The following is an 18975-nucleotide window of genomic DNA, read 5'->3' as shown; positions in this document are numbered from 1 at the left end:
GCACCGACCACCCCGTCGGTGCCGGGCCGGTCGGGTGTCGGGGCGCGTCCCCGGCGGACATCGTCGTCTTCACCCGGTGGTCACACCGATGTGTGACGATGCCCCCGGTTGCAGCGGCAGCCACCGCCGTGAGGGGAACAACGCGATGGAACAGTACGACCTGGTCGTCATCGGATCCGGGCCAGCCGGGCAGAAGGCGGCGATCGCCGCGGCGAAGCTGCACAAGCGGGCGGCGATCGTCGAGCGCCCCCTGATGGTCGGCGGGGTCTGCATCAACACCGGCACCATCCCGTCCAAGACGATGCGCGAAGCCGTGATGTACCTGACCGGTCTCAGCCAGCGGGAGATGTACGGGCAGGCCTACCGCCTCAAGAACGACATCACCATCGCCGATCTGATGGCCCGGACCAACCACGTCATCAACCGTGAGACCGACGTGATCCGCAGCCAGCTGTCGCGCAACCGGGTCGCGCTCTACACCGGCACCGCCTCCTTCACCGATCCGCACACCGTGCAGATCGAGGAGGCCGAGGGCGAGAAGAAGGTCGTCAAGGCCGACAAGGTCGTCATCGCGGTCGGTACCCGGCCGGCCCGGCCGGCCACCGTCGAGTTCGACGGCGCCACCATCGTCGACTCCGACCAGATCCTGAACCTCAAACACATCCCGCGTTCGATGGTGGTGGTCGGCGCCGGGGTCATCGGCATCGAGTACGCGTCGATGTTCGCCGCTCTCGGGACCAAGGTGACGGTGGTGGAGCAGCGGCCGCGGATGCTGGAGTTCTGCGACCTGGAGATCGTCGAGGCGCTGAAGTACCAGCTGCGCGACCTCGCGGTGACGTTCCGGATGGGCGAGAGCGTGCGCACCGTCGAGAAGCACGAGGGCGGCACCCTGACCATCCTCGAGTCCGGCAAGCGCATCCCGGCCGACACGGTGCTCTACTCCGCCGGCCGCCAGGGCGTCACCGACGAGCTGAACCTCGATCTCGCCGGACTGTCCGCGGACGGCCGCGGCCGGATCACGGTCGACGAGCACTTCCGCACCGGGGTCGACCACATCTACGCGGTGGGTGACGTCATCGGCTTCCCGGCCCTGGCGGCCACCGCCATGGAACAGGGGCGCCGCGCCTCCTACGACGCCTTCGGTGAGCCGGTCGGCGACAAGCTCGGCGACCTGCAGCCCATCGGCATCTACACGATCCCGGAGATCTCCTACGTCGGGGCGACCGAGGAGCAGCTCACCGAGGGCAACGTGCCGTTCGAGGTCGGGGTGTCGCGGTACCGCGAGCTCGCCCGCGGCGCGATCCTGGGCGACTCGTACGGGATGCTGAAGCTGTTGGTGCACGCGGAGACCCGCACGTTGCTCGGGGTGCACGTCTTCGGCACCAACGCCACCGAGCTGGTGCACATCGGCCAGACCGTGATGGGGCTGGAGGGCACCGTCGACTACCTGGTGAACGCCGTCTTCAACTACCCGACGCTCGCCGAGTCGTACAAGGTCGCGGCGCTGGACGCGGTCAACAAGATGCGCAACATCGAGCGGGTCACCAGCGGCTTCGTCTTCTGAGCCCGGGCCGCTGCGCCTCGCCGCCGGGGGCGGCGCGGAGCCGCCCGCCGCGCACCCGCCCGCCCCGAGCCCCCGGACCGGAGTCCGGGATGCCCGGGTCGGGCGCGGGTGGTCACACGGCGGCGCGCAGGCCCTCGAGCAGCGGGGTGGTGGGACGGCCGATCAGGCGGGACAGGTCGCCGGTCACGACACCCAGCAGGCCCTTGCGGGTGTCGCCGTCCAGGGCGACCACGAAGCCCGCGGTGCCCTCGTCGAGGCCGTGGGCGATCAGCGCCGCGCGCTGCTCGTCGGGCGTCACGCGGACGTACTCGACCTGGCGGCCCACGACCTGGCCGATGGCGTCGGCGAGATCGTCGAAGTGCCACGCGGTGTCGCCGGACAGCTCGTAGACCGCACCCTGGTGACCGGGGGTGGTGAGCACGACCGCGGCGGCCTCGGCATAGTCGCGGCGCGACGCACTGGCGACCCGGCCCTCACCGACGCTGGCGACGAGCTGGCCGGTGGCGCGGGCCTGCTCGACGGTGGGCAGGTAGTTCTCGGTGTACCAGCCGTTGCGCAGGATGGTCGCCGGAACGCCCGACGCCTCGATGATCTCCTCGGTCGCCTTGTGCTCCGGCGCCAGGATCAGCTCGGTCTCGCGGGCGTTCGGCGCGCTGGTGTAGACGAGGTGCTGCACACCGGTGGCCGCAGCGGCCTCCACGGCGTTGCGGTGCAGCTCCACCCGGGTGCCCGGGACGTCGGCGGACACCAGCAGCACGGCGTCGGCGCCGGCGAAGGCCTCCTTCAACGAGGCGGGGTCGGCGAAGTCGGCGACGGCGGTGCGCACGCCGCGCTCGGCGAGGGCGGCCAGCGCATCGGTGTTGCGACCGGTGGCGACGATGTCGCCCGCGGGCACTCCCCGGTCGAGCAGGGCCTCGACGGTGTGGCGGCCCAGGTGTCCGGTGGCTCCGGTGACGACGATGGTCATGGCGGTCCTCTCGCTCTGGGTGCTGTGCGTTCAGCACTCTATGAGCGTTCAACAATTCGCGACGACGCCTGTTCCGGGGCTGCCGGTGACCGCCGTCACACGTCGGGCGTGCGGTGATCCGTGGTCAGGACGCGCGGTCAGCGACCGTAGCTCTCCAGCAGACGCAGCCAGATCTCGCTCATGGTCGGGTACGACGGGACGGCATGCCAGAGCCGGCTGATCGGCACCTCGCCGACGACCGCGATGGTGGCGGCGTGGATCATCTCGCCCACCTCGGCGCCGACGAGGGTCAGCCCGACGACCACCTCGCGGTCGGTGTCGACGACCATCCGGGCCTGACCGCGGTAGCCGTCCGCGTGCAGCTTCGAGCCCGAGACCTGGCCGAGGTCGTAGTCGACGACCCTGACGTGGGGGTACTTCTCACGGGCCTTGGCCTCGGTCAGACCGATGGAGGCGACCTCCGGATGCGAGAACACCACGGCGGGGACGGCGGCGTGGTCGGCGGTCGCGACGTGCTTCCCCCAGGGGGCGTCGTCCACCGCGGCGCCCGCCGCCCGGGCGGCGATGACGTCGCCGGCGGCCCGGGCCTCGTACTTGCCCTGGTGGGTCAGCAGCGCCCGGCCGTTGACGTCGCCGACGGCGTAGAGCCAGTCCAGACCGTCGACGCGCAGGGTGTCGTCGACCGTGAGGTAGCCCTTGGCGGGGAGGCCGACCGTGTCCAGGCCGACGTCGGAGGTGGCGGGGGTGCGGCCGGTGGCGACGAGGATCTCGGCCGCGTCGATCGTCGAGCCGTCGTCCAGCGTGACGTGGACGCCGCTGCCGTCGCGGTGGACGGCGGTGGGGGAGACGCCCAGCCGCAGGTCGGCGCCCAACTCGCGCAGGGAGTCCGCGACCATCTCTCCCGCGAACGGCTCGAGTCCGGCGAGCAGCCCGGACCGGACGAGCATGGTGACCTTGCTGCCGAAGAAGCTGTAGGCGGTGGCCATCTCGGTCGCGACGACGCCACCGCCCACCACGACCAGGGACGCCGGCACCGTCTTCGCGCTGGTGGCCTCCCGGCTGGTCCACGGTCGCGCGTCCGCCAGCCCGTCGATCGGCGGGACCGTGGCGGTGGTCCCGGTGCAGACCGCGACCGCGTGCCGGGCGGTCAGCGTCCGGACGCTCCCGTCGGGGGTGGTGACCTCGACCGTCTTCTCGCCGGCGAGCCGGCCGTGGCCGCGGACGAGATCGATGTGCGCGCTCTCCAGCCACTGCACCTGACCGCTGTCGTCGCCGTCGCCGGTGAACCAGGTCCGGCGGGCCAGCACCGCCTCGACGTCCAGCGAGCCGGTCACGGCCTGCTTCGCGCCGTCGATCGCCCGCGCCGCGGCCAGCGCCAACGGCGGCCCGAGCAACGCCTTCGACGGCATGCACGCCCAGTAGGAGCACTCACCGCCGACCAGTTCGTTCTCCACGATGACGGCGGTCAGGCCGCCCTGGACGGCGCGGTCGGCGACGTTCTCGCCCACGGGGCCGGCACCGATCACGATCACGTCATAACTGTCGGACATGGCCCCAGTCTGCTCCAGGGCCGGTGCCGACCGGCACCGGGCCGCCGGCGGCCCCGGGGGATCCGGTGATCCGGCGGCGGCGGAGTGAGGCCGCGGACGGTGCCGCACAGCCACCGGACGGGCTCGGGGCCGGCGCCGGCGGGCGGCTCGGCGGGACGGTTCCCCGTATCGACCCGCCGGGGCCCATGGGTCGGCGTCGGGGCGGCGTCGGCGGGCGGCTCGGCGTCCGGTCCGCCGCGACCCCGTGCCGGAACCGCCGTCGACCGCGCCGTCCGGGCGTGCCGTGGGTTTCCTCCGCGCGGGACGTGGGCACCACCCACACCAGAGCGGCCGCCCGGCGGTCGCTCCGGGCCCCGAACCCGGGTCCACGTCCGCCGCACCGGTCCTGCGTCGACCGGTTGCCGCTGCGCAGCCGTCGCCGACACAGCAGGTGTGCGCAACCGCAGGCGTTCACGTCACGGCTGCACTGCGGACGGATCATCCATTCCCCAGATCCAGGGAGCTCCACATGGTCAACCCCGTCAGCCGCATCCTCCACGACGTCGGCCTCGCCGCCTGGTTCGGTGGCACCCTCAGCAACGCCGTCGCCCTCAACGCCGCAGCGGCCGAGACGACGTCGCGCGCCGACTCCGGTGCGGTCGCCAACGCCGGCTGGGACCGCTGGACGCCGGTCAACGCCGCCGCCATCGGCGCCCACCTGGTCGGCAGCGTCGGCCAGCTCGCCGGCAACAGCAGCCGCGTGGCCAACCAGAAGGGGGTGGGCACCATGGCCGTCGTGAAGACGGTGACCACGGTCGCCGCCCTCGGTGCCACCGCCTACGCCCGCGTGCTCGGCAAGAAGATCGACAAGCACGGTGCGGTACCGGTCACCGACGGCACCACGCCCTCGGCCGCCACCCCGCCCGAGGTGGCCGGTGCGCAGTCGCAGCTCAGCGCGCTGCAGTGGGCGATTCCCGCGCTCACCGGTGCGCTCGTGGTCATCAGCGCGATCGCCGGCGAGCAGCAGCGCTCCACCGCGGTGCTGTCCGGACTGGTCAAGCGCGTCACCGGCTGACCTGGCCTCGCCGGCCGCCGGTACCGTTCGGCGCGTCCCCGACGCGGAAGAGGTGCCATGAGCGGACCGGTGACCCTGGGAGTGGTCGGGACGGGGTGGCGGGCGGAGTTCTTCCTCCGCATCGCCGCCGCCCTGCCCGACCTCCGCACGGTCGGCATCGCCGCCCGCCGGCCGGACGCGGCGACCGCCGCCACCGCCCGGTGGGGCGTCCCCGCCCATCTGTCGCCCGCCGCGCTGGTCCGCCACGAGCGGCCCGCGTTGGTCGTCGTCTGTGTGGGCAAGTCCGAGAACGCCGCGGTGGTCGAGGATCTCGCGCTGTCCGGGGTCAAGGTGCTGTGCGAGACGCCGCCGGCGCCCGACCTGCACGGACTCCGCGCCCTGTGGTCCGCCGTCGGTGCCACCCGCGGCGTCCAGGTCGCCGAGCAGTACCTGATGATGCCGGGTCACGCCGCCCGCCGGGAGCTCGTCCGCCGCGGCACGATCGGCGAACCCACCTCGGTGCAGGTCTCGTCCACGCACGACTACCACGCCGTCGCAATGATGCGTGGGTTCCTGGGCGTCGGCACCGGGCCGACCGAGGTGCGGGGCGTCCGTTTCACCGCGCCGCTGGTCGATCCGCTGAACCGGGCGGGATGGACCGATGACCCGCGACCCCGCCCCGCCGGGACCACCCTGGCCACCGTCGACTTCGGTGACGGCCGCTCGGGCCTGTACGACTTCACCGACAACCAGTGGCACAACCGGCTGCGTCTGCGCCGGGTGGTCGTCCGCGGCAGTGCCGGCGAACTCGCCGACGACACGGTGGTCCGGCTGGCCGCGCCGCGGACCGTCCTGCACTCGTCGATCTCCCGGTCACAGCTCGGTCAGGACCTCAACCTCGACGGGCACGACACCGAACACCTGTCCTTCGACGGACAGGTGCTGTGGCGCAATCCGTTCCTGGGGCAGCGCTGGATGGACGAGGAGATCGCCATCGCCACCGTCCTGCGGGACAGCGCCCGCTGGGCGGTGGGTGACGGACCTGGCCCCTACTCCCTGGCCGAGGCGTGCCAGGACCAGCTGGTCGCGCTCGCCGTCGACGAGGCGGTGCGCACCGGTCGGCCGGTCCGCACCGGGACGGAGGCATGGGCGGCCCGCTGACCCCGGCCCGGTGGCGGACGGCGGATCAAAGTGATATCACATAGATATCACTTCAGCGTCCGCCGACCGACAGGAGGCCGTCATGGTGCACCTCGATCCCACGACCCACGTCACCAGGGACCCCATCGCCGAACCACCCGCCACCGCCCCGGTCGGCCATGACGGAACCCGGGTCGAGGTGACCGAGAGTCGGGCCTGGGCGGTGAGCGGCTTCCTCGCCCTGCTCGTCGCGCTGGCGATGCTCGGCATCGGCGGTTGGCTGCTGGCGTCGGGGATCGTGACCGGCAACCGCGGCGGGCACGGGCTCCCCGGCATCCTGGGCGGTGCGGTGTTCGTCGTGCTGGCACTGGTCACCGCGTCGCCACTGGTGGTGGTGGCCCCCGGCGAGACCCGCGTCGTGCAGTTCTTCGGCCGCTACATCGGCACCATCCGGCGCACCGGCCTGGTCTGGACGGTGCCCTTGAGCACCCACCGGCGGGTGTCGGTGCGGGTGCGCAACTTCGAGACCAACGGGCTCAAGGTCAACGACGCCGACGGCAATCCGGTGGAGATCGCGGCCATCGTCGTCTGGCAGGTGGCCGACACGGCCAGGGCGGTGTTCGCCGTCGACGACTACACCCACTTCGTGACCGTCCAGTCCGAAGCCGCGTTGCGGCACGTCGCGACCACGCACCCCTACGACGACCAGCACGGACACGGCACCTCGCTGCGCGGCTCCACCGACGTCGTCTCCGACGAACTCGCCCACGAGGTGGCGGCCCGTGTCGCGGTGGCCGGCCTCGAGGTGGTCGAGGTCCGGATCTCCCACCTGGCCTACGCCCCCGAGATCGCCGGCGCGATGCTGCAGCGTCAGCAGGCGGGCGCGGTGGTGGCGGCCAGGGAGCGGATCGTCGACGGGGCGGTCGGCATGGTGGAGATGGCCCTGGAGCGCCTCGAACGCGACGACGTCGTCCGCCTCGACGAAGAGCGCAAGGCCGCCATGGTGTCGAACCTGCTGGTGGTGCTGTGCGGCGACCAGCGGGCCCAGCCGGTGGTCAACACCGGCTCGCTCTACACCTGACCGGTGGCCGACGCACAGCCGCCGGCACGCGGCCCGGGGCGGCACGCCGTCCTGCTGCGGCTCGATCCCGCGGTGCACGACGCCCTCGCCCGATGGGCCGCCGACGATCTGCGCAGCCTGAACGCCCAGGTCGAACTCCTGTTGCGGCGCGCGCTGTCCGACGCCGGCCGGTTGCCGGGCGACGCCGGTCCGGTGCCGCGCCGGGGACGGCCCCGCAAACCGTCCCCGGAGCCGCCGGGGCTCGTGGAGGGCGGCGGCGCGAAGGTGAACTGAGCCGCCGCGATCAGCGGATGAGCACGCCGCCGGAGGCGACGCCCGCCACGGTGCTCCCGACGTTCGCCTTGACCGTCATCGTGTACGTCGTCCCGGGGACCAGGTTGGTGACCGTCACCGAGCGCTGCGACGCCGGAACCGTTGTGGTGTACGGGCCGTAACCGGTGGCGCCCTTGCCGTCCCGGGTCACCGTGTAGCCGGTGATCGTGGTGCCCGCGGGCACGGTCGGCGGTTGCCAGCTGATGCTCTGGCTGGTGGACGAGACCTGCACGACCGAGACCTGCCGCGGGGCCGGGATCCCGGCCCCGGTGCCGACCCGCACCTGTGCACCGTGCGCCGGCGAGGTCCCGGCGGCGGTGACCGCCGCCACCGTGACCGTGTAGGTCTGTCCCGGCACCAGGCGGCCGAAGGTGAAGGAGCGCTGGCTCGCGGGCACCACGGTGCTGTAGGCGCCGTAGCCGGTGCTGTCGGTGCCGTTGCGCGACACCCGGTACCCGGTGACCGGCTGCCCCCCGGTGTCGGCGGGCGGTGACCACGTGATCGCGGCGGACCCCGCCGTGGTGGTCGGGGCGACCGTGACGGCGGTCGGGGCGACCGGCGCCGTCCAGGCGCGGACGGTCACCGCGCCGCCCCGGGTCGCGCTGGTGCCCGCCGCGGTCACCGCCTGCACGGTCAGGTTGTAGGCGCTGCCGGTCACCAACCGTCCGAAGGAGAACTGACGCTGGGTCGCGGGGACGACGGTGCTGTAGGCGCCGTAGCCGGTGCTGTCCTTCCCGTCCCGCGACACCCGGTACCCGGTGATCGTCTCCCCGGTCGCCACCGGCGGCGGCGACCAGGTGAGCGTCGCGGTCCCGGCCGCGGTCTGCTGCGCCGTCACCGCGGTCGGCGACGCCGGGCCGGCTGCGGTGAAGGTCGCGGTGAGCGTGGCCGCCGCCGCGGGGGTGGCGAACGCGTGGGCGGCGGCGCCGCCGTCGGACCATCGGGTGAACGTGTAGGGCCGGCCGGTGCTGTCGTTCTGGGCGGCCGCCGCCACCGGCACCGCCCACGCCGCCCAGGACGTGAAGGTGCTGGGCGCCTTGACCGGCGTGGCGTTCACCGTGACCTGCAGCCCGGCCGGGGCCGTCACCACGGTGACGGGCACCGTGCGGGGGCGGAACTCCCGGGTGACGGTGGTGCTGGCCCCGCGGGAATCGGTGGCGGTCAGGCGGATCTCGAGGAACGTCGTGGTGGTCGACGACGGGTCCTCCGGCGGCGGTGCGGTGATGGTGGCGGTCGCGCCGGTGACCGGTCCGAGCACCGGGTGCGTGTGGGTGTCGTGGTGCTTGATGACCGTCCAGCTCAACGAGGACCCGGGCAGGGTGCCGTCCTCGGTGTCGGTGGCGGTCCCGCGCAGGGTGTAGCTGCTGTTGACCGAGAACAGGTCCGTGGCCGCGGGTGCCACGATCGTCGGGACCGGTGCGTCGTCGCCAACCTGCAGCGTGGTGCCGGCGGTGTTCGTCAGCCCTCCCGGATCGGTCACCGTCAGGGTGGCGGTGAAAGTGCCGTCGCGGTCGTAGGTGTGGCTGGTCCCCGGTGTCGAGGTGGTCACCGTGGGGGTGCCGTCACCGAACGCCCAGGTGTAGCTGAGAGCGCCGCCGTCGGGATCCGAGCTCGCGGAGCCGTCGAAGGTGTACGCCCGGGGGGTACCGGCGGCCGGGGCGGCGGTGATCCGTGCGGTGGGTGCCCGGTTGGCGGCCGCGGTGTAGCTGATCTTGCGCAGTCCGTCGGGAACCGTGTAGTACAGCGCGGTCCCGCTGCCGGCGGTGTCCGGGCCGAACGACATCGACAGCACGGCGCCCATCCCGGTGGCGAAGTCCGTCCGGGTCCGGTTGTCCGGGGCGAGGGCGAAGATCTTCCCGCAGACGTAGTCGGCGAACAGGTAGCTGCCGGTGAACTGGGACGGCCAGATGCCGTTGGGCACGTAGGCGCCGCCGGTGATCGAGGCGCAGCCGTCGCTCTGGTCGTAGTCGTACACCGGGTCGGTGAAGCCCGTCGGGGTCGGCAACCCGCTACAGGCCGTGCCGGGGCCGGTCTGGGCGCAGTGACCCTCGCGGACGTTCCAGCCGTAGTCGGCGCCCTTGCTGCCCTGGTCGATCTCGTCCCAGACGTCCTGACCGACATCGTTGATGCGGAAGGACGTTCCGGTCGCGTTCGGGTCGAAGGCCATCCGGTACGGGTTGCGCAGGCCCCAGGCCCACGTCTCCTGGCAGATCGTCCCCGGCGCCGACGGCCCGGTCGCGCACCGCGCGGTTCCGGCGCCGGTGAACGGGTTGTCGGTCGGGATGCCGCCGTCGCGGGTGATGCGCAGGACCTTGGCGTTGAGCACGTTGCGGTCACGGGCGGTGTCGTTGGCGCCGTTGCAGCCGCTGCCGCCCGGGTTGGCCGGACCACCCAGGTAGTCGCACTGGCCGTCGCCGGTGGAGATGTAGAGGTTCCCGTCCTTGCCGAGTTCCAGGTCACCCGCGTTGTGGTAGCCGGAGGTCGAGAAGATGCCGTCGAGCAGCACCCGCTCCGACGCCGGGTCGACGGTGCCGTCCGACCGGAAGGTGAAGCGAGACACCCGGTTCCGCGGTGCGGTCGACGGGTTGGGGGCGCCGGAGGCGGCCGCGCAGGTGCCCCCCGCGTCGCGTGCGGTGTAGAACGCCCAGAGGTAGGTCGCCGACGTGGGATCGGTGGCGATGCCGAGCAGCCCGCGCTCGTAGTTGCTGCACACCTTGGCGGTCAGATCCAGCGCCGGTGTGCTCACCAGGGCGCCGTTGCGCACGGTCCGCACGACACCGGACTTGGTCGCCACCAGTAGTGACCGGTCGGGGCGGGCGGCGGTGTCGAGGGCGTAGCTCAGCGACGCGACCAGCGTGTCGGAGAACGCGGCCGGCACGGCGGCCCCGGCATCGGGTGCCCGGACCACGGAGACGACGTTGACGGCGGTCGCCGTCAACAGCACAGCGAGGAACACACGGAAGAGCCGCATCGTCGGATCCAGACCTGGAGAAAAGGGACATTCGGCGCTGACTATCGCCCGCCGATCCCGCCGTCCGCTACGTTTCGTGAGCACCTCACCGAAGTGCACCCGATCGGCGCAGTGCACGACTGCGCCGCACCCGCCGGTCGCCGCATCCGGCCGTGCAGACGCCGTTCACGGCTGATTCATCAAGGCGTGGAACGCTTCCCGGATGCCCGTCGCCGCCCTCGTCCCGCCGTCCCCGGTCACCGTCGCGCCGTCCCCGGCCCTCGTCGCGCCGTCCCCGGTGACCGTCGCGCCGTCCGCCGTCGCGGTGGAGATCCTGCTCCTCGCCCTCCGGGAACTGGCGGCGTTGCAGCGATCCGATCCACAGCGATCGGGCCGGCTCCGGCTCGAACTGTGCCGCGCCCGCCGCGCGCACCATCGCGGACGCCAGGGCGCCCTCGCCGAGCAGGGGTTCACCGCCGCCGTCACCGCCATCGTCCTGGCCGCCCGCGGGCCGGGGGACGCCGGCTGAGCGGACCGCGCCGTAAGGCGTCTCCTATGCTCCCTGGATGACGACAGCCGGCGACCAGGGGGGGCCGGGACCGGGCCGCCGCCGTCGGCCCGGTCCGTCGATCGCCGATGTCGCCACCCTCGCCGGGGTCTCACCGCAGACCGTCTCGCGGGTCTCGACCGGCGCCGACAAGGTGCGTCCGCAGACGAAGGCCAGGGTGCTGGCGGCGATGGCCGAGCTCGGTTACTCGCCCAACCGCGCGGCGCGGGCACTGCGCAACGGCAGCTTCGGTGCCATCGGCCTGATCGCCCACCAGCTCGGGCGCACGGGGGAGGCCAAGACGGTGGAGGCGGTCGTCGAGGCGGCCCAACAGGCCGGTTACACGGTCACCCTCGTGGATCTGGAGACCCCCTCGGCCGACGACGTCAGCGACGCGGTGGTGCGGCTGAACAACCAGGCGCTCGACGGGCTGATCATCATCCGGGCCGAGACCTACCCGGCGGCCGCGGTGTCGTTCCCGGCCCGGCTGCCGGTGGTGGTGTCGGACTCACGTTTCACCGGTCACCACCCCGGTGTCGGATCCGACCAGACCGCGGGCAGCCGCCGGGCGGTGCGGCACCTGCTCGAACTCGGGCATCCGACGGTGCACCATCTCGCGGGTCCGGTCGGGTCCCGTCCCGCGGAGATGCGCAGCGAGTCGTGGCGGCGGACGCTGCGCAGGGCCGGGGTCGAGCCGCCGCCGGTGTTCCAGGGCGACTGGACGGCACGGTCGGGCTACGAGCAGGGTCTGCTCATCGCCGCCGACGACACGGTCACCGCGGTCTTCTGCGCCAACGACGAGATGGCCACCGGGCTGATCCGGGCGCTCGGCGAGCACGGCCGGGCGGTACCGGCCGAGGTGTCGGTCGTCGGTTTCGACGACATTCCGGTCGCGGCCTACCTCTGGCCACCGTTGACCACGGTCGCCCAGGACTTCCTGGCCATCGGCCGGGAGCTCGTCGCCATGGTCGTGCACCAGATCGACACCGGCGTCGCCGGCCGCGAACACCGGCTGATCCCCACCCGGCTCGTCGTCCGGGGCAGCACCGGTCCGGCACCCCGCTGACGGCCCCGACCGCGAGGTGCGGTCACCGGGACGCCCGCAGTGCGCGATCCCTCCGGTACCCCGCGAGGCGTCGGCCGGTGGGCGGCGGATGTCCGGGCGCCCGCCCTCGTAGCCTGGGCCGGTGAGCGATCGTGAGTACGACCTGGCGGTGTTCGGGGCGAGTGGCTTCGTCGGGCGGTTGGTGGCCCGGCGGCTCGCCGAGGCGCGCACGGAGCTGCGGATCGCGCTCGCCGGACGCTCCCGGGAGCGGCTGGTCGCGGTCGCCGACGACCTCGGGGTCGACTGGCCGGTGGTCGTCACCGACTCCGGCGACCCGGCCGCCCTGGCCGACCTCGCCGGCTCCACCCGGGTGGTGCTGACCACCGTCGGGCCGTACGCGCGGCACGGACTGCCCCTGGTGCTCGCCTGCGCCCGAGCGGGCACCGCGTACGGCGATCTGACCGGCGAGGCGCTCTTCGTCCGCGAGAGCATCGACACCGCAGACACTCTCGCCCGGACGAGCGACGCGCGCATCGTGCACTCCTGCGGTTTCGACTCCGTGCCGTCCGATCTCGGCGTGCAGATGGTCGCCGAACGGGCCGCGGCCGACGGCGCCGGAGAGCTGTCCGAGGTGCTGTTGATGGTCGTCGCGGCCGCCGGTGGCGTCAGTGGCGGCACCGTCGACTCGCTGCGCGGACAGGTCGACAGTGTGCGTCGCGACCCCGCGCTGGCCCGGCGGCTCGCGGACCCGTACCTGTTGAGTCCGGATCGGGACGCCGAACCCGATCTCGGCCCGCAGCCGGACGCGTTCCTGGCCCGCCGGCTCGAGGACGGCACCTGGACGGCGCCGTTCGTGATGGCGCCGTTCAACACCCGCGTGGTCCGGCGTTCCAACGCGCTGCTCGGCCACGCCTGGGGTCGGGAGCTGCGCTACGCCGAGGCCGTCCGGACCGGTCGTGCGCCGTGGTCACCCGTGCTCGCCGGCGGGGTGGCGCTGGGTACGGCGGCGGTGGCGGCGGGGCTGCGGACGCCGGTGGTGCGACCGCTGCTGGACCGGATCCTGCCCGACCCCGGCGAAGGTCCCAGCCCGCAGGCCCAGCAGGCGGGCTCGTTCCGGCTGGAGCTGCGGGCGGTCACGACCACGGGCGCCCGCTACACAGGCACCGTCGCCGCACCCGGCGATCCCGGCTACGCGGCGACGTCGGTCATGCTGGCCCAGTCGGGGCTGTCGCTGGCCCAGGACGACCTGCCCGACCGCAGCGGGGTACTCACCCCGGCGGTGGCCATGGGCTCCGCGCTCACGGAGCGGCTGCGCGCCGCGGGCTTCACGTTCACCGTGCAGCCGACCGGCTGACGGGCCCGCGCGGACCCCGGCGTCCGCTGGAAAACCCTGGTCCCGCTGCCGTTTCGGATTCCTGGAGCGTATCCGTCCCGCCGGCTATCCGGGATGACCCTTGACGCATGCCGATATGGGAATATGATAGCGGCATGGCACGAGCAGCGACCACGACCGACGTCTTCAACGCGATCGCCGAACACCAGCGCCGCGAGATCCTCGTCCTGCTGCGGGCGGGGGAGGGTTCGGTGACGGACCTGGCCCACGAGCTCGGCATGACCCAGCCGGGAGCCTCCAAGCACCTGCGGGTGCTCCGGGAGGTGGGGCTGGTCCGGGACCGCCAGGCGGGCAGGCAGCGCCTCTACGGCCTCGACGCCGGCGGGCTGCAGCCGGTCCACGCCTGGACCGGCGGGTTCGAGCGGTACTGGAACGCGAGCTTCGACCGACTCGACGCCTACGTCCGGGACCTCGGACGCACGTCGACCACGGCACCACCAACCGACGAGGAGCACTCATGAGTACAGCGGCCCGATCGACCACCCAGGACCGCGAGATCGTCATCTCGCGGCGGATCGACGCCCCCCGGGAGCGGGTGTTCCAAGCGTTCACCGAGGTGCGGCACCTGTCCCGGTGGTGGGGTCCGGACGGTTTCACCACCACCACGCGGGGGTTCGCCTTCACCGTCGGCGGCCACTGGGATTTCGTGCTGCACGGGCCGGACGGGACGGACTACCAGGAGTGGATCACCTGGACCGAGATCGCGCCCCCGCAGCGGATCGCCCTGCTGCACGGTGAGTCCCGCGACGACCCGAACGCGTTCGAGTCGGTGCTGACCTTGACCGCCGACGGTGGGGCGACCCACCTCGAGATGCGAACGGTGTTCCCCAGCAGGGAGTTCCGCGACGAGGCGGTCGAGAAGTACCACGCCGTCGAGGGTGGGCAGCAGACCCTGGGCAACCTCGCCGCCTACGTGACCGACCCGGCCCGCGCCACCCACGCCTGACGGCCGCCGGGCCGCGCGGGTGCCGTCATTCCCGGTCCCCGGGACGGACGGAAGCGGGCGCGGCCGACCCGGGCGGCCCGACCAGGACGGCCGCGGCCCGGCGGTCGCGGCGCAACTCGTCGATGCGCACCACGGCGACCCCGCCGACGATGAACACCCCGCCGACCAACTGGATCGGTCCGGGGAGTTGATCGAGCAGCAACCAGGCGAACAGCACCGCGAAGAGCACCTCGGTGAGCCCGACGAAGGACGCCACGGTCGCGCCCAGACGGCGGGCGGCGACCACTCCGACCGCGTAGGCGAACGCGGCGGCGACGACCGACAGCCCGATGAACGGCACCCAGAACGCGACGGTGGCGCCGGCCAGCACCACCGTGGACCCGCCGGCCCGGAACGGCAGGGCGCCAGCCAGGCCGAGCACCAGCAGCACCACCGCGCCGACGCCCATCCCGAGCGCGGCCATCGCCACCGGCGGCAGGGCGTCGTCGGACCGGGCCGAGATGACGAAGAACGCCGCCAGGCCGACGGCGGCACCGAGTCCCCACAGGGCGCCGACGAGGTCGATCCGGGTGCCGCCCAGCAGGTCCAGGACCAGCGCCAGCCCCACCAGCGCCAGCACCGAACCGCACACGGTCAACCGGTGCGGCCGGCGATCGTGCCGCAGCCACATCCAGACCACCACGAGTACGACGCCCAGGTACTCCAGCAGCAACGCCACTCCGACCGACAGCCGCTGGACGGCGTTGAAGTAGAAGACCTGGGCGCTGGCCACCGCCAGGACGCCGTACAGCACCACGGTGCGCCGGCTCGCCCACACCTGTCGCCAGCGCCCGCGCAGCGCCAGTGCGGCGGGAAGGGCCAGCACCAGGGCGCCGAGGCTGATGCGGATGAGGATGACCAGCGGTGGCGACCAGCCGGCGGTGATCAGCGAGCTGCCGAAGGTGCCGGAGGTCCCGAACGACGCGGCCGACAGCACCGCGAAGACCAGTCCGACCGCAGCGCTGTCTCGGTTCGCCATTGCGGCACCCTCTCGGTCGCCCCCGTGTGTCATCAGTCAGATGCACCTATGCTGATGACGGTAGAGGTCGCCGCGGGCAGGAGTCAAGATGGTTTTCACTGATGACACCGAGTTGTCGTTGGCGGCGCTGGCCGCGTTGGTCAACTCCGGCGCCGACGGCGAGCAGCTACCCGACGTCGACGCCCTCGACGCCTTCGTCCAGCGGTGGAGCTGGACCGGCAGCCGTCGGCGGGGCGCGACCGAACTCGCGGCGGTGCAGGCACTCCGGCCCCGGCTGCGGCGGTTCTGGACCTCGGACCGCGACGCGGTGGTGGTGCTCGTCAACGAGTTGCTCGCCGAGTTCCGGGCGCTGCCGCAACTGGTGCGCCACGACCGGTGGGACTACCACCTGCACGCCACCTCCGACACCGCACCGCTGGCCGACCGGATGGCCGTGGAGGCGGCGATGGCGCTGGTCGACGTGGTGCGCGCCGACGAACTCGGCCGGCTGCGCATCTGCGGCAACGACGACTGCACGAACGTGCTGGTGGACCTGTCGCGGAACCGCTCGAAGCGGTACTGCGACCTCACCTGCACCAACCGGGCGGCGGTGCGGGCCTACCGTTCCCGCTCGGCCGGAGCCTGAGCGAGCCGGGTCAGCCCAGCGCCTTCTTCACGTACGCGACGACCGCGTTGGCGTGGCCGTGACCCATCCCGTGCTCGGACTTCAGCCAGGACACCACGGCCATGTGCCGCTCGCTGCCGAGTCTGTCGACGACGAGGTCCAACCATTCCTGGACGGGGCGGCCGTAGGTCTTCTCGATGGACGGGAAGTACGACGCCGGCCCCGGGAGCGAGGTGCCGTCGGTCGGCTGAACGGGAGCGGTGACGCGGCTCGGGGGCATCGGCTCACGATAGCCACGGCCCTGTCCCGCCGGACGTCGGCCTTCCGGCCACTTGGGCGCAGGTGGTCGTGCGCGGGGACCGGACGCCACCGGCCACCGCGCGAACCGGCGCCGGACGCGCCGGAGCCGCCGCGACGGATCGCGGCGGCTCCGGTGGTGATGCGGGGCCCGACTCAGCCGTTGATGACCTCGGGCTGCGGGAACCCGGCGGCCTCCCACTCTTCGTAGGAGAGCGTGTAGTCGGTCAGTGTCGGTCCGCTGTAGACGATGTCGGCGCTACCGGCGACCTGGAAGAAGCCGTCACCGGCGATGCGGTCGACCGCGGCCGGGGTCGGGAAGTCCAGCAGCGACCACTCGTCGTAGCTGATCTCCACGGCCGCCTGCTGATCGACGGCCTGGAACGCGATACCGGGGGTGTCCACCCACGCCAGCGTGAAGAACCCGGGTCCGGCGAGCTCCGGCGTCTTGAAGCCGGTCTTGGCCCACTGGTTGTAGGTGAGCTTGTGGATGCTGCCGCTGCCGTCCTCGCTGGGGAAGGCGGCGAACAGCTCGGGGGAGCTGCCCCACTGGTAGATCAGGGTGCCCGCGATGAACCCGGCGACGGTCGGGGCCGGCCAGCCCGCGCGGGCCCACTCCGCGCTGTTGATCGAGTTGATGATCTTCGCGTCGGGGGTGAAGGTGCTGATCGCGTAGACGGTGTCGTCCCAGCTGTACTTCACGTACACCGTGGGGGCCGGCTGCGGTGCCGGAGCGCCGAGAGCGAGCCACTCGTCCAGCGTGAGCTGGGTGGTGGTGCCGTCACTGACGGCGTAGATGTCGTCGGTGTAGGCGGGCTGGTAGACAGCGACCGCAGCGGATGCCGGGGCGGCGACGAGCACCGATCCGACCGTGGCGACCGTCGCGGCGATCATCGACGCGAGCAGCTTTGACTTCACAGGTCCTCCTCAGGACACACACACGATGGAAAACCGGACAATACGGGTGGGTCACACCACTGGCAACAGTGGGTCCCCGGGCCTCGGCGACGGCATCGACGACCTCGACCCGCACCGCCGTTCGGGGGCCCGACCACCCGTCCGGGTCATCCGATCAGCGTGGGCAGCAGCACCGCGCCGGCCGCGCCGGCGGTCAGCAGCAGCGCCCACAGCAGCGACCCTGCCGTCGGCGCCCGGAAGCCGGTCGCGGTGGTCCGGGTGGACTCGCGCACCGGCACCCGGTCGAGCGGCGGGATGGTCCCCTCGCCCGGCTCGAGTCGCGCCTCGGCCCGCGCGGCCGCCGCCAGGTCGGCGGGGGGCTCCGCGATCAGCCGGACGTCGGGCCGGGCCGGGTCGGGTCGCGCGACGACGACGACGGCCCCCGGCCGGTGGTCGGCCAGCGTCACCACGTCCAGGATCGCCCGCGTGGTGGTCGCGTACGCCGCGCCGTGTCCCGGCGGGGGGCTCACCACGAGCAGCAGGTCGCACTGCGGCTGTCCGTTCAGCTCCAACCCGGTACGGCGCAGGGACTCGACCCGCGCCAGCGCCGCCTCCGCCGGTGCGGCGGTGCCCCGACCCACCGGGGCCGGCGACGTGGCGCGGACCGCCGCGACGGTGCGCACAAGCGTGAGCAGGAGCCAGAGGACGAAGCCGACGACGAAGGCGAGCACGTACCGCCCCCGCGGATCGGCGACCATGCCGACGACACCGCCGATCGCGACGCCCAGCGCGAGGGCGTGCAGGGAACGTCCGACGAGGGTGGAGTGGTGCGCCGGGGACTCCGGACGGACCTCCGGGATCGACGCGGACCGGATGCCGGCGCTCACTGCGACGATCCCTGCAGGGTGCCGGTGAACGGAGCCAGCGATACCGGATAGGCGTAACACAGAGCGGTGGTGTCGCCGTCCGCCCAGCTGTCCTTGGACGGAGTGACCGCGTCGAAGGCGACGGCCGTGTCGATGACGGTGCCGCCGACGTACTCCAGGAAACCGTTCCCACACCCTTCCTGGGTGACCTCGACGAGGTCGGTGAAGACCGGGTAGTCCGGGCCGAGCGGCGCGAGCGTCACCGCCCGGTACACCTCGACCAGATGCTCACCGGCGCAATCAACGGCGGCGATGTCGGCGGCGGTGTCCTCGGCCCCGGTCGGGAGGTGGTCGAGGCAGTCGCCGACGGCCAGCGCCGTGGCCGGCTGCGGTGCGGTCTCGCCGGGGCGCTCGGTGGCCCCATTCGGGTGGGACGCGGGGTCGCCGGAGGCCGGGTCGGTGGGGTCGGCTGCGGCGGTCCTCCCGGCGAGCCAGGCTTCGTACTCCCGGCGGGCCTCCTCCGGCGACGGGGCGTCAGCGGTGCCGAAGGCCGCGTCCAGGCTCTGGACGGCCTCGACGACGTCGACCTCGGCGGCCGCCCCGGCGGCGGGATCGGCCGGGTCGGGGCCACTGCCACAGCCGGTGAGGAACAACGTCAGGCCGGCGGCCACGACGGCCCCGGCCAAGCGGTGGCGGCGCACCGGTGCGGCCGCGGGGAGGGAGGTGCGGGTGCTGCTGGGCATCGTCGACGACTCCAGGGAGAGG

General features: G+C 72.9%; 19 protein-coding genes. 11 read left to right on the top strand and 8 right to left on the bottom strand.

Translation table 11 applies throughout. The features are described from left to right. Window positions 1–145 precede the first annotated feature (145 nt). Complete coding sequence (sthA, locus tag DB033_RS13020; protein WP_111767055.1) at window positions 146–1564, top strand: Si-specific NAD(P)(+) transhydrogenase; 1419 nt, start codon at window positions 146–148, stop codon at window positions 1562–1564. A 112-nt stretch (window positions 1565–1676) separates the two neighbouring features. Here the strand turns inward: sthA and DB033_RS13015 are convergent, their stop codons facing one another. Together DB033_RS13015 and DB033_RS13010 are read right to left on the bottom strand one after the other, a co-directional pair. Continuing rightward, window positions 1677–2531, bottom strand: a complete 855-nt coding sequence (locus DB033_RS13015; protein ID WP_111767054.1) for an SDR family oxidoreductase — start codon at window positions 2529–2531, stop codon at window positions 1677–1679. A gap of 137 nt (window positions 2532–2668) precedes the next feature. Next, a complete protein-coding gene (locus tag DB033_RS13010; protein WP_111767053.1) occupies window positions 2669–4081 on the bottom strand; it encodes a dihydrolipoyl dehydrogenase family protein in 1413 nt (470 codons plus the stop codon). A gap of 508 nt (window positions 4082–4589) precedes the next feature. On the opposite strand from DB033_RS13010, the gene DB033_RS13005 reads away from it, so the two are divergent. The 4 genes from DB033_RS13005 to DB033_RS12990 all read left to right on the top strand — a co-directional run bounded on the left by DB033_RS13005 (window position 4590) and on the right by DB033_RS12990 (window position 7608). After that, complete coding sequence (locus DB033_RS13005) at window positions 4590–5135, top strand: hypothetical protein (protein ID WP_111767052.1); 546 nt, start codon at window positions 4590–4592, stop codon at window positions 5133–5135. Window positions 5136–5192: 57 nt separating this feature from the next. Beyond that, window positions 5193–6275, top strand: coding sequence for a Gfo/Idh/MocA family protein (locus DB033_RS13000; protein ID WP_111767051.1), 1083 nt, complete (start codon window positions 5193–5195; stop codon window positions 6273–6275). Between the two features lie 82 nt (window positions 6276–6357). Then, window positions 6358–7335 carry an SPFH domain-containing protein gene (locus tag DB033_RS12995; RefSeq protein ID WP_111767050.1) on the top strand — a complete coding sequence of 326 codons (978 nt, stop codon included), beginning with the start codon at window positions 6358–6360 and terminating at the stop codon, window positions 7333–7335. 3 nt (window positions 7336–7338) lie between these two features. Further along, window positions 7339–7608: a type II toxin-antitoxin system antitoxin gene (locus DB033_RS12990; protein ID WP_111767049.1), complete on the top strand. Its 270-nt coding sequence runs from the start codon at window positions 7339–7341 to the stop codon at window positions 7606–7608. 10 nt (window positions 7609–7618) lie between these two features. On the opposite strand, the gene DB033_RS12985 is transcribed toward DB033_RS12990, so the two are convergent. Then, window positions 7619–10618, bottom strand: coding sequence for a fibronectin type III domain-containing protein (locus tag DB033_RS12985; protein ID WP_111767048.1), 3000 nt, complete (start codon window positions 10616–10618; stop codon window positions 7619–7621). Between the two features lie 202 nt (window positions 10619–10820). On the opposite strand from DB033_RS12985, the gene DB033_RS12980 reads away from it, so the two are divergent. From DB033_RS12980 to DB033_RS12960, 5 genes are all read left to right on the top strand, one after another. Continuing rightward, window positions 10821–11126 carry a hypothetical protein gene (locus DB033_RS12980; RefSeq protein WP_111767047.1) on the top strand — a complete coding sequence of 102 codons (306 nt, stop codon included), beginning with the start codon at window positions 10821–10823 and terminating at the stop codon, window positions 11124–11126. 37 nt (window positions 11127–11163) lie between these two features. Further along, window positions 11164–12210, top strand: coding sequence for a LacI family DNA-binding transcriptional regulator (locus tag DB033_RS12975; protein ID WP_111767046.1), 1047 nt, complete (start codon window positions 11164–11166; stop codon window positions 12208–12210). 121 nt (window positions 12211–12331) lie between these two features. Continuing rightward, window positions 12332–13543: a saccharopine dehydrogenase family protein gene (locus DB033_RS12970; protein ID WP_111767045.1), complete on the top strand. Its 1212-nt coding sequence runs from the start codon at window positions 12332–12334 to the stop codon at window positions 13541–13543. Window positions 13544–13677: 134 nt separating this feature from the next. Beyond that, window positions 13678–14043: an ArsR/SmtB family transcription factor gene (locus DB033_RS12965; RefSeq protein ID WP_111767044.1), complete on the top strand. Its 366-nt coding sequence runs from the start codon at window positions 13678–13680 to the stop codon at window positions 14041–14043. Further along, complete coding sequence (locus DB033_RS12960) at window positions 14040–14528, top strand: SRPBCC family protein (protein ID WP_111767043.1); 489 nt, start codon at window positions 14040–14042, stop codon at window positions 14526–14528. Before DB033_RS12965 ends, DB033_RS12960 begins: the two co-directional genes overlap by 4 nt. A gap of 25 nt (window positions 14529–14553) precedes the next feature. On the opposite strand, the gene DB033_RS12955 is transcribed toward DB033_RS12960, so the two are convergent. Further along, a complete protein-coding gene (locus tag DB033_RS12955) occupies window positions 14554–15546 on the bottom strand; it encodes an EamA family transporter (RefSeq protein WP_111767042.1) in 993 nt (330 codons plus the stop codon). 88 nt (window positions 15547–15634) lie between these two features. On the opposite strand from DB033_RS12955, the gene DB033_RS12950 reads away from it, so the two are divergent. Next, window positions 15635–16171, top strand: a complete 537-nt coding sequence (locus DB033_RS12950) for a CGNR zinc finger domain-containing protein (RefSeq protein WP_111767041.1) — start codon at window positions 15635–15637, stop codon at window positions 16169–16171. Between the two features lie 10 nt (window positions 16172–16181). Here the strand turns inward: DB033_RS12950 and DB033_RS12945 are convergent, their stop codons facing one another. From DB033_RS12945 to DB033_RS12930, 4 genes are all read right to left on the bottom strand, one after another. After that, on the bottom strand, window positions 16182–16430 hold the full coding sequence (locus DB033_RS12945; RefSeq protein WP_111767040.1) for a DUF4287 domain-containing protein: 249 nt from the start codon (window positions 16428–16430) through the stop codon (window positions 16182–16184). 173 nt (window positions 16431–16603) lie between these two features. Further along, entirely contained in the window at window positions 16604–17365 is a 762-nt protein-coding gene (locus DB033_RS12940; RefSeq protein WP_111767039.1) for a hypothetical protein, read from the bottom strand. Between the two features lie 146 nt (window positions 17366–17511). Continuing rightward, entirely contained in the window at window positions 17512–18231 is a 720-nt protein-coding gene (locus tag DB033_RS12935) for a hypothetical protein (protein WP_111767038.1), read from the bottom strand. After that, window positions 18228–18953 carry a septum formation family protein gene (locus tag DB033_RS12930; protein WP_111767037.1) on the bottom strand — a complete coding sequence of 242 codons (726 nt, stop codon included), beginning with the start codon at window positions 18951–18953 and terminating at the stop codon, window positions 18228–18230. Before DB033_RS12930 ends, DB033_RS12935 begins: the two co-directional genes overlap by 4 nt. Window positions 18954–18975: the final 22 nt, after the last annotated feature.

The organism is Nakamurella deserti (assembly GCF_003260015.1).
GTDB lineage: Bacteria > Actinomycetota > Actinomycetes > Mycobacteriales > Nakamurellaceae > Nakamurella > Nakamurella deserti.
This window is presented reverse-complemented; position numbering and strand designations above follow the sequence as displayed.

Bases quoted from the DNA above. Each gene is read 5' to 3' on its own strand.
- sthA (WP_111767055.1), top strand. From the start codon at position 146: ATGGAACAGTACGACCTGGTCGTCATCGGATCCGGGCCAGCCGGGCAG.
- DB033_RS13015 (WP_111767054.1), bottom strand. From the start codon at position 2,531: ATGACCATCGTCGTCACCGGAGCCACCGGACACCTGGGCCGCCACACC.
- DB033_RS13010 (WP_111767053.1), bottom strand. From the start codon at position 4,081: ATGTCCGACAGTTATGACGTGATCGTGATCGGTGCCGGCCCCGTGGGC.
- DB033_RS13005 (WP_111767052.1), top strand. From the start codon at position 4,590: ATGGTCAACCCCGTCAGCCGCATCCTCCACGACGTCGGCCTCGCCGCC.
- DB033_RS13000 (WP_111767051.1), top strand. From the start codon at position 5,193: ATGAGCGGACCGGTGACCCTGGGAGTGGTCGGGACGGGGTGGCGGGCG.
- DB033_RS12995 (WP_111767050.1), top strand. From the start codon at position 6,358: ATGGTGCACCTCGATCCCACGACCCACGTCACCAGGGACCCCATCGCC.
- DB033_RS12985 (WP_111767048.1), bottom strand. From the start codon at position 10,618: ATGCGGCTCTTCCGTGTGTTCCTCGCTGTGCTGTTGACGGCGACCGCC.
- DB033_RS12980 (WP_111767047.1), top strand. From the start codon at position 10,821: ATGCCCGTCGCCGCCCTCGTCCCGCCGTCCCCGGTCACCGTCGCGCCG.
- DB033_RS12975 (WP_111767046.1), top strand. From the start codon at position 11,164: ATGACGACAGCCGGCGACCAGGGGGGGCCGGGACCGGGCCGCCGCCGT.
- DB033_RS12965 (WP_111767044.1), top strand. From the start codon at position 13,678: ATGGCACGAGCAGCGACCACGACCGACGTCTTCAACGCGATCGCCGAA.
- DB033_RS12960 (WP_111767043.1), top strand. From the start codon at position 14,040: ATGAGTACAGCGGCCCGATCGACCACCCAGGACCGCGAGATCGTCATC.
- DB033_RS12955 (WP_111767042.1), bottom strand. From the start codon at position 15,546: ATGGCGAACCGAGACAGCGCTGCGGTCGGACTGGTCTTCGCGGTGCTG.
- DB033_RS12950 (WP_111767041.1), top strand. From the start codon at position 15,635: ATGGTTTTCACTGATGACACCGAGTTGTCGTTGGCGGCGCTGGCCGCG.
- DB033_RS12945 (WP_111767040.1), bottom strand. From the start codon at position 16,430: ATGCCCCCGAGCCGCGTCACCGCTCCCGTTCAGCCGACCGACGGCACC.
- DB033_RS12930 (WP_111767037.1), bottom strand. From the start codon at position 18,953: ATGCCCAGCAGCACCCGCACCTCCCTCCCCGCGGCCGCACCGGTGCGC.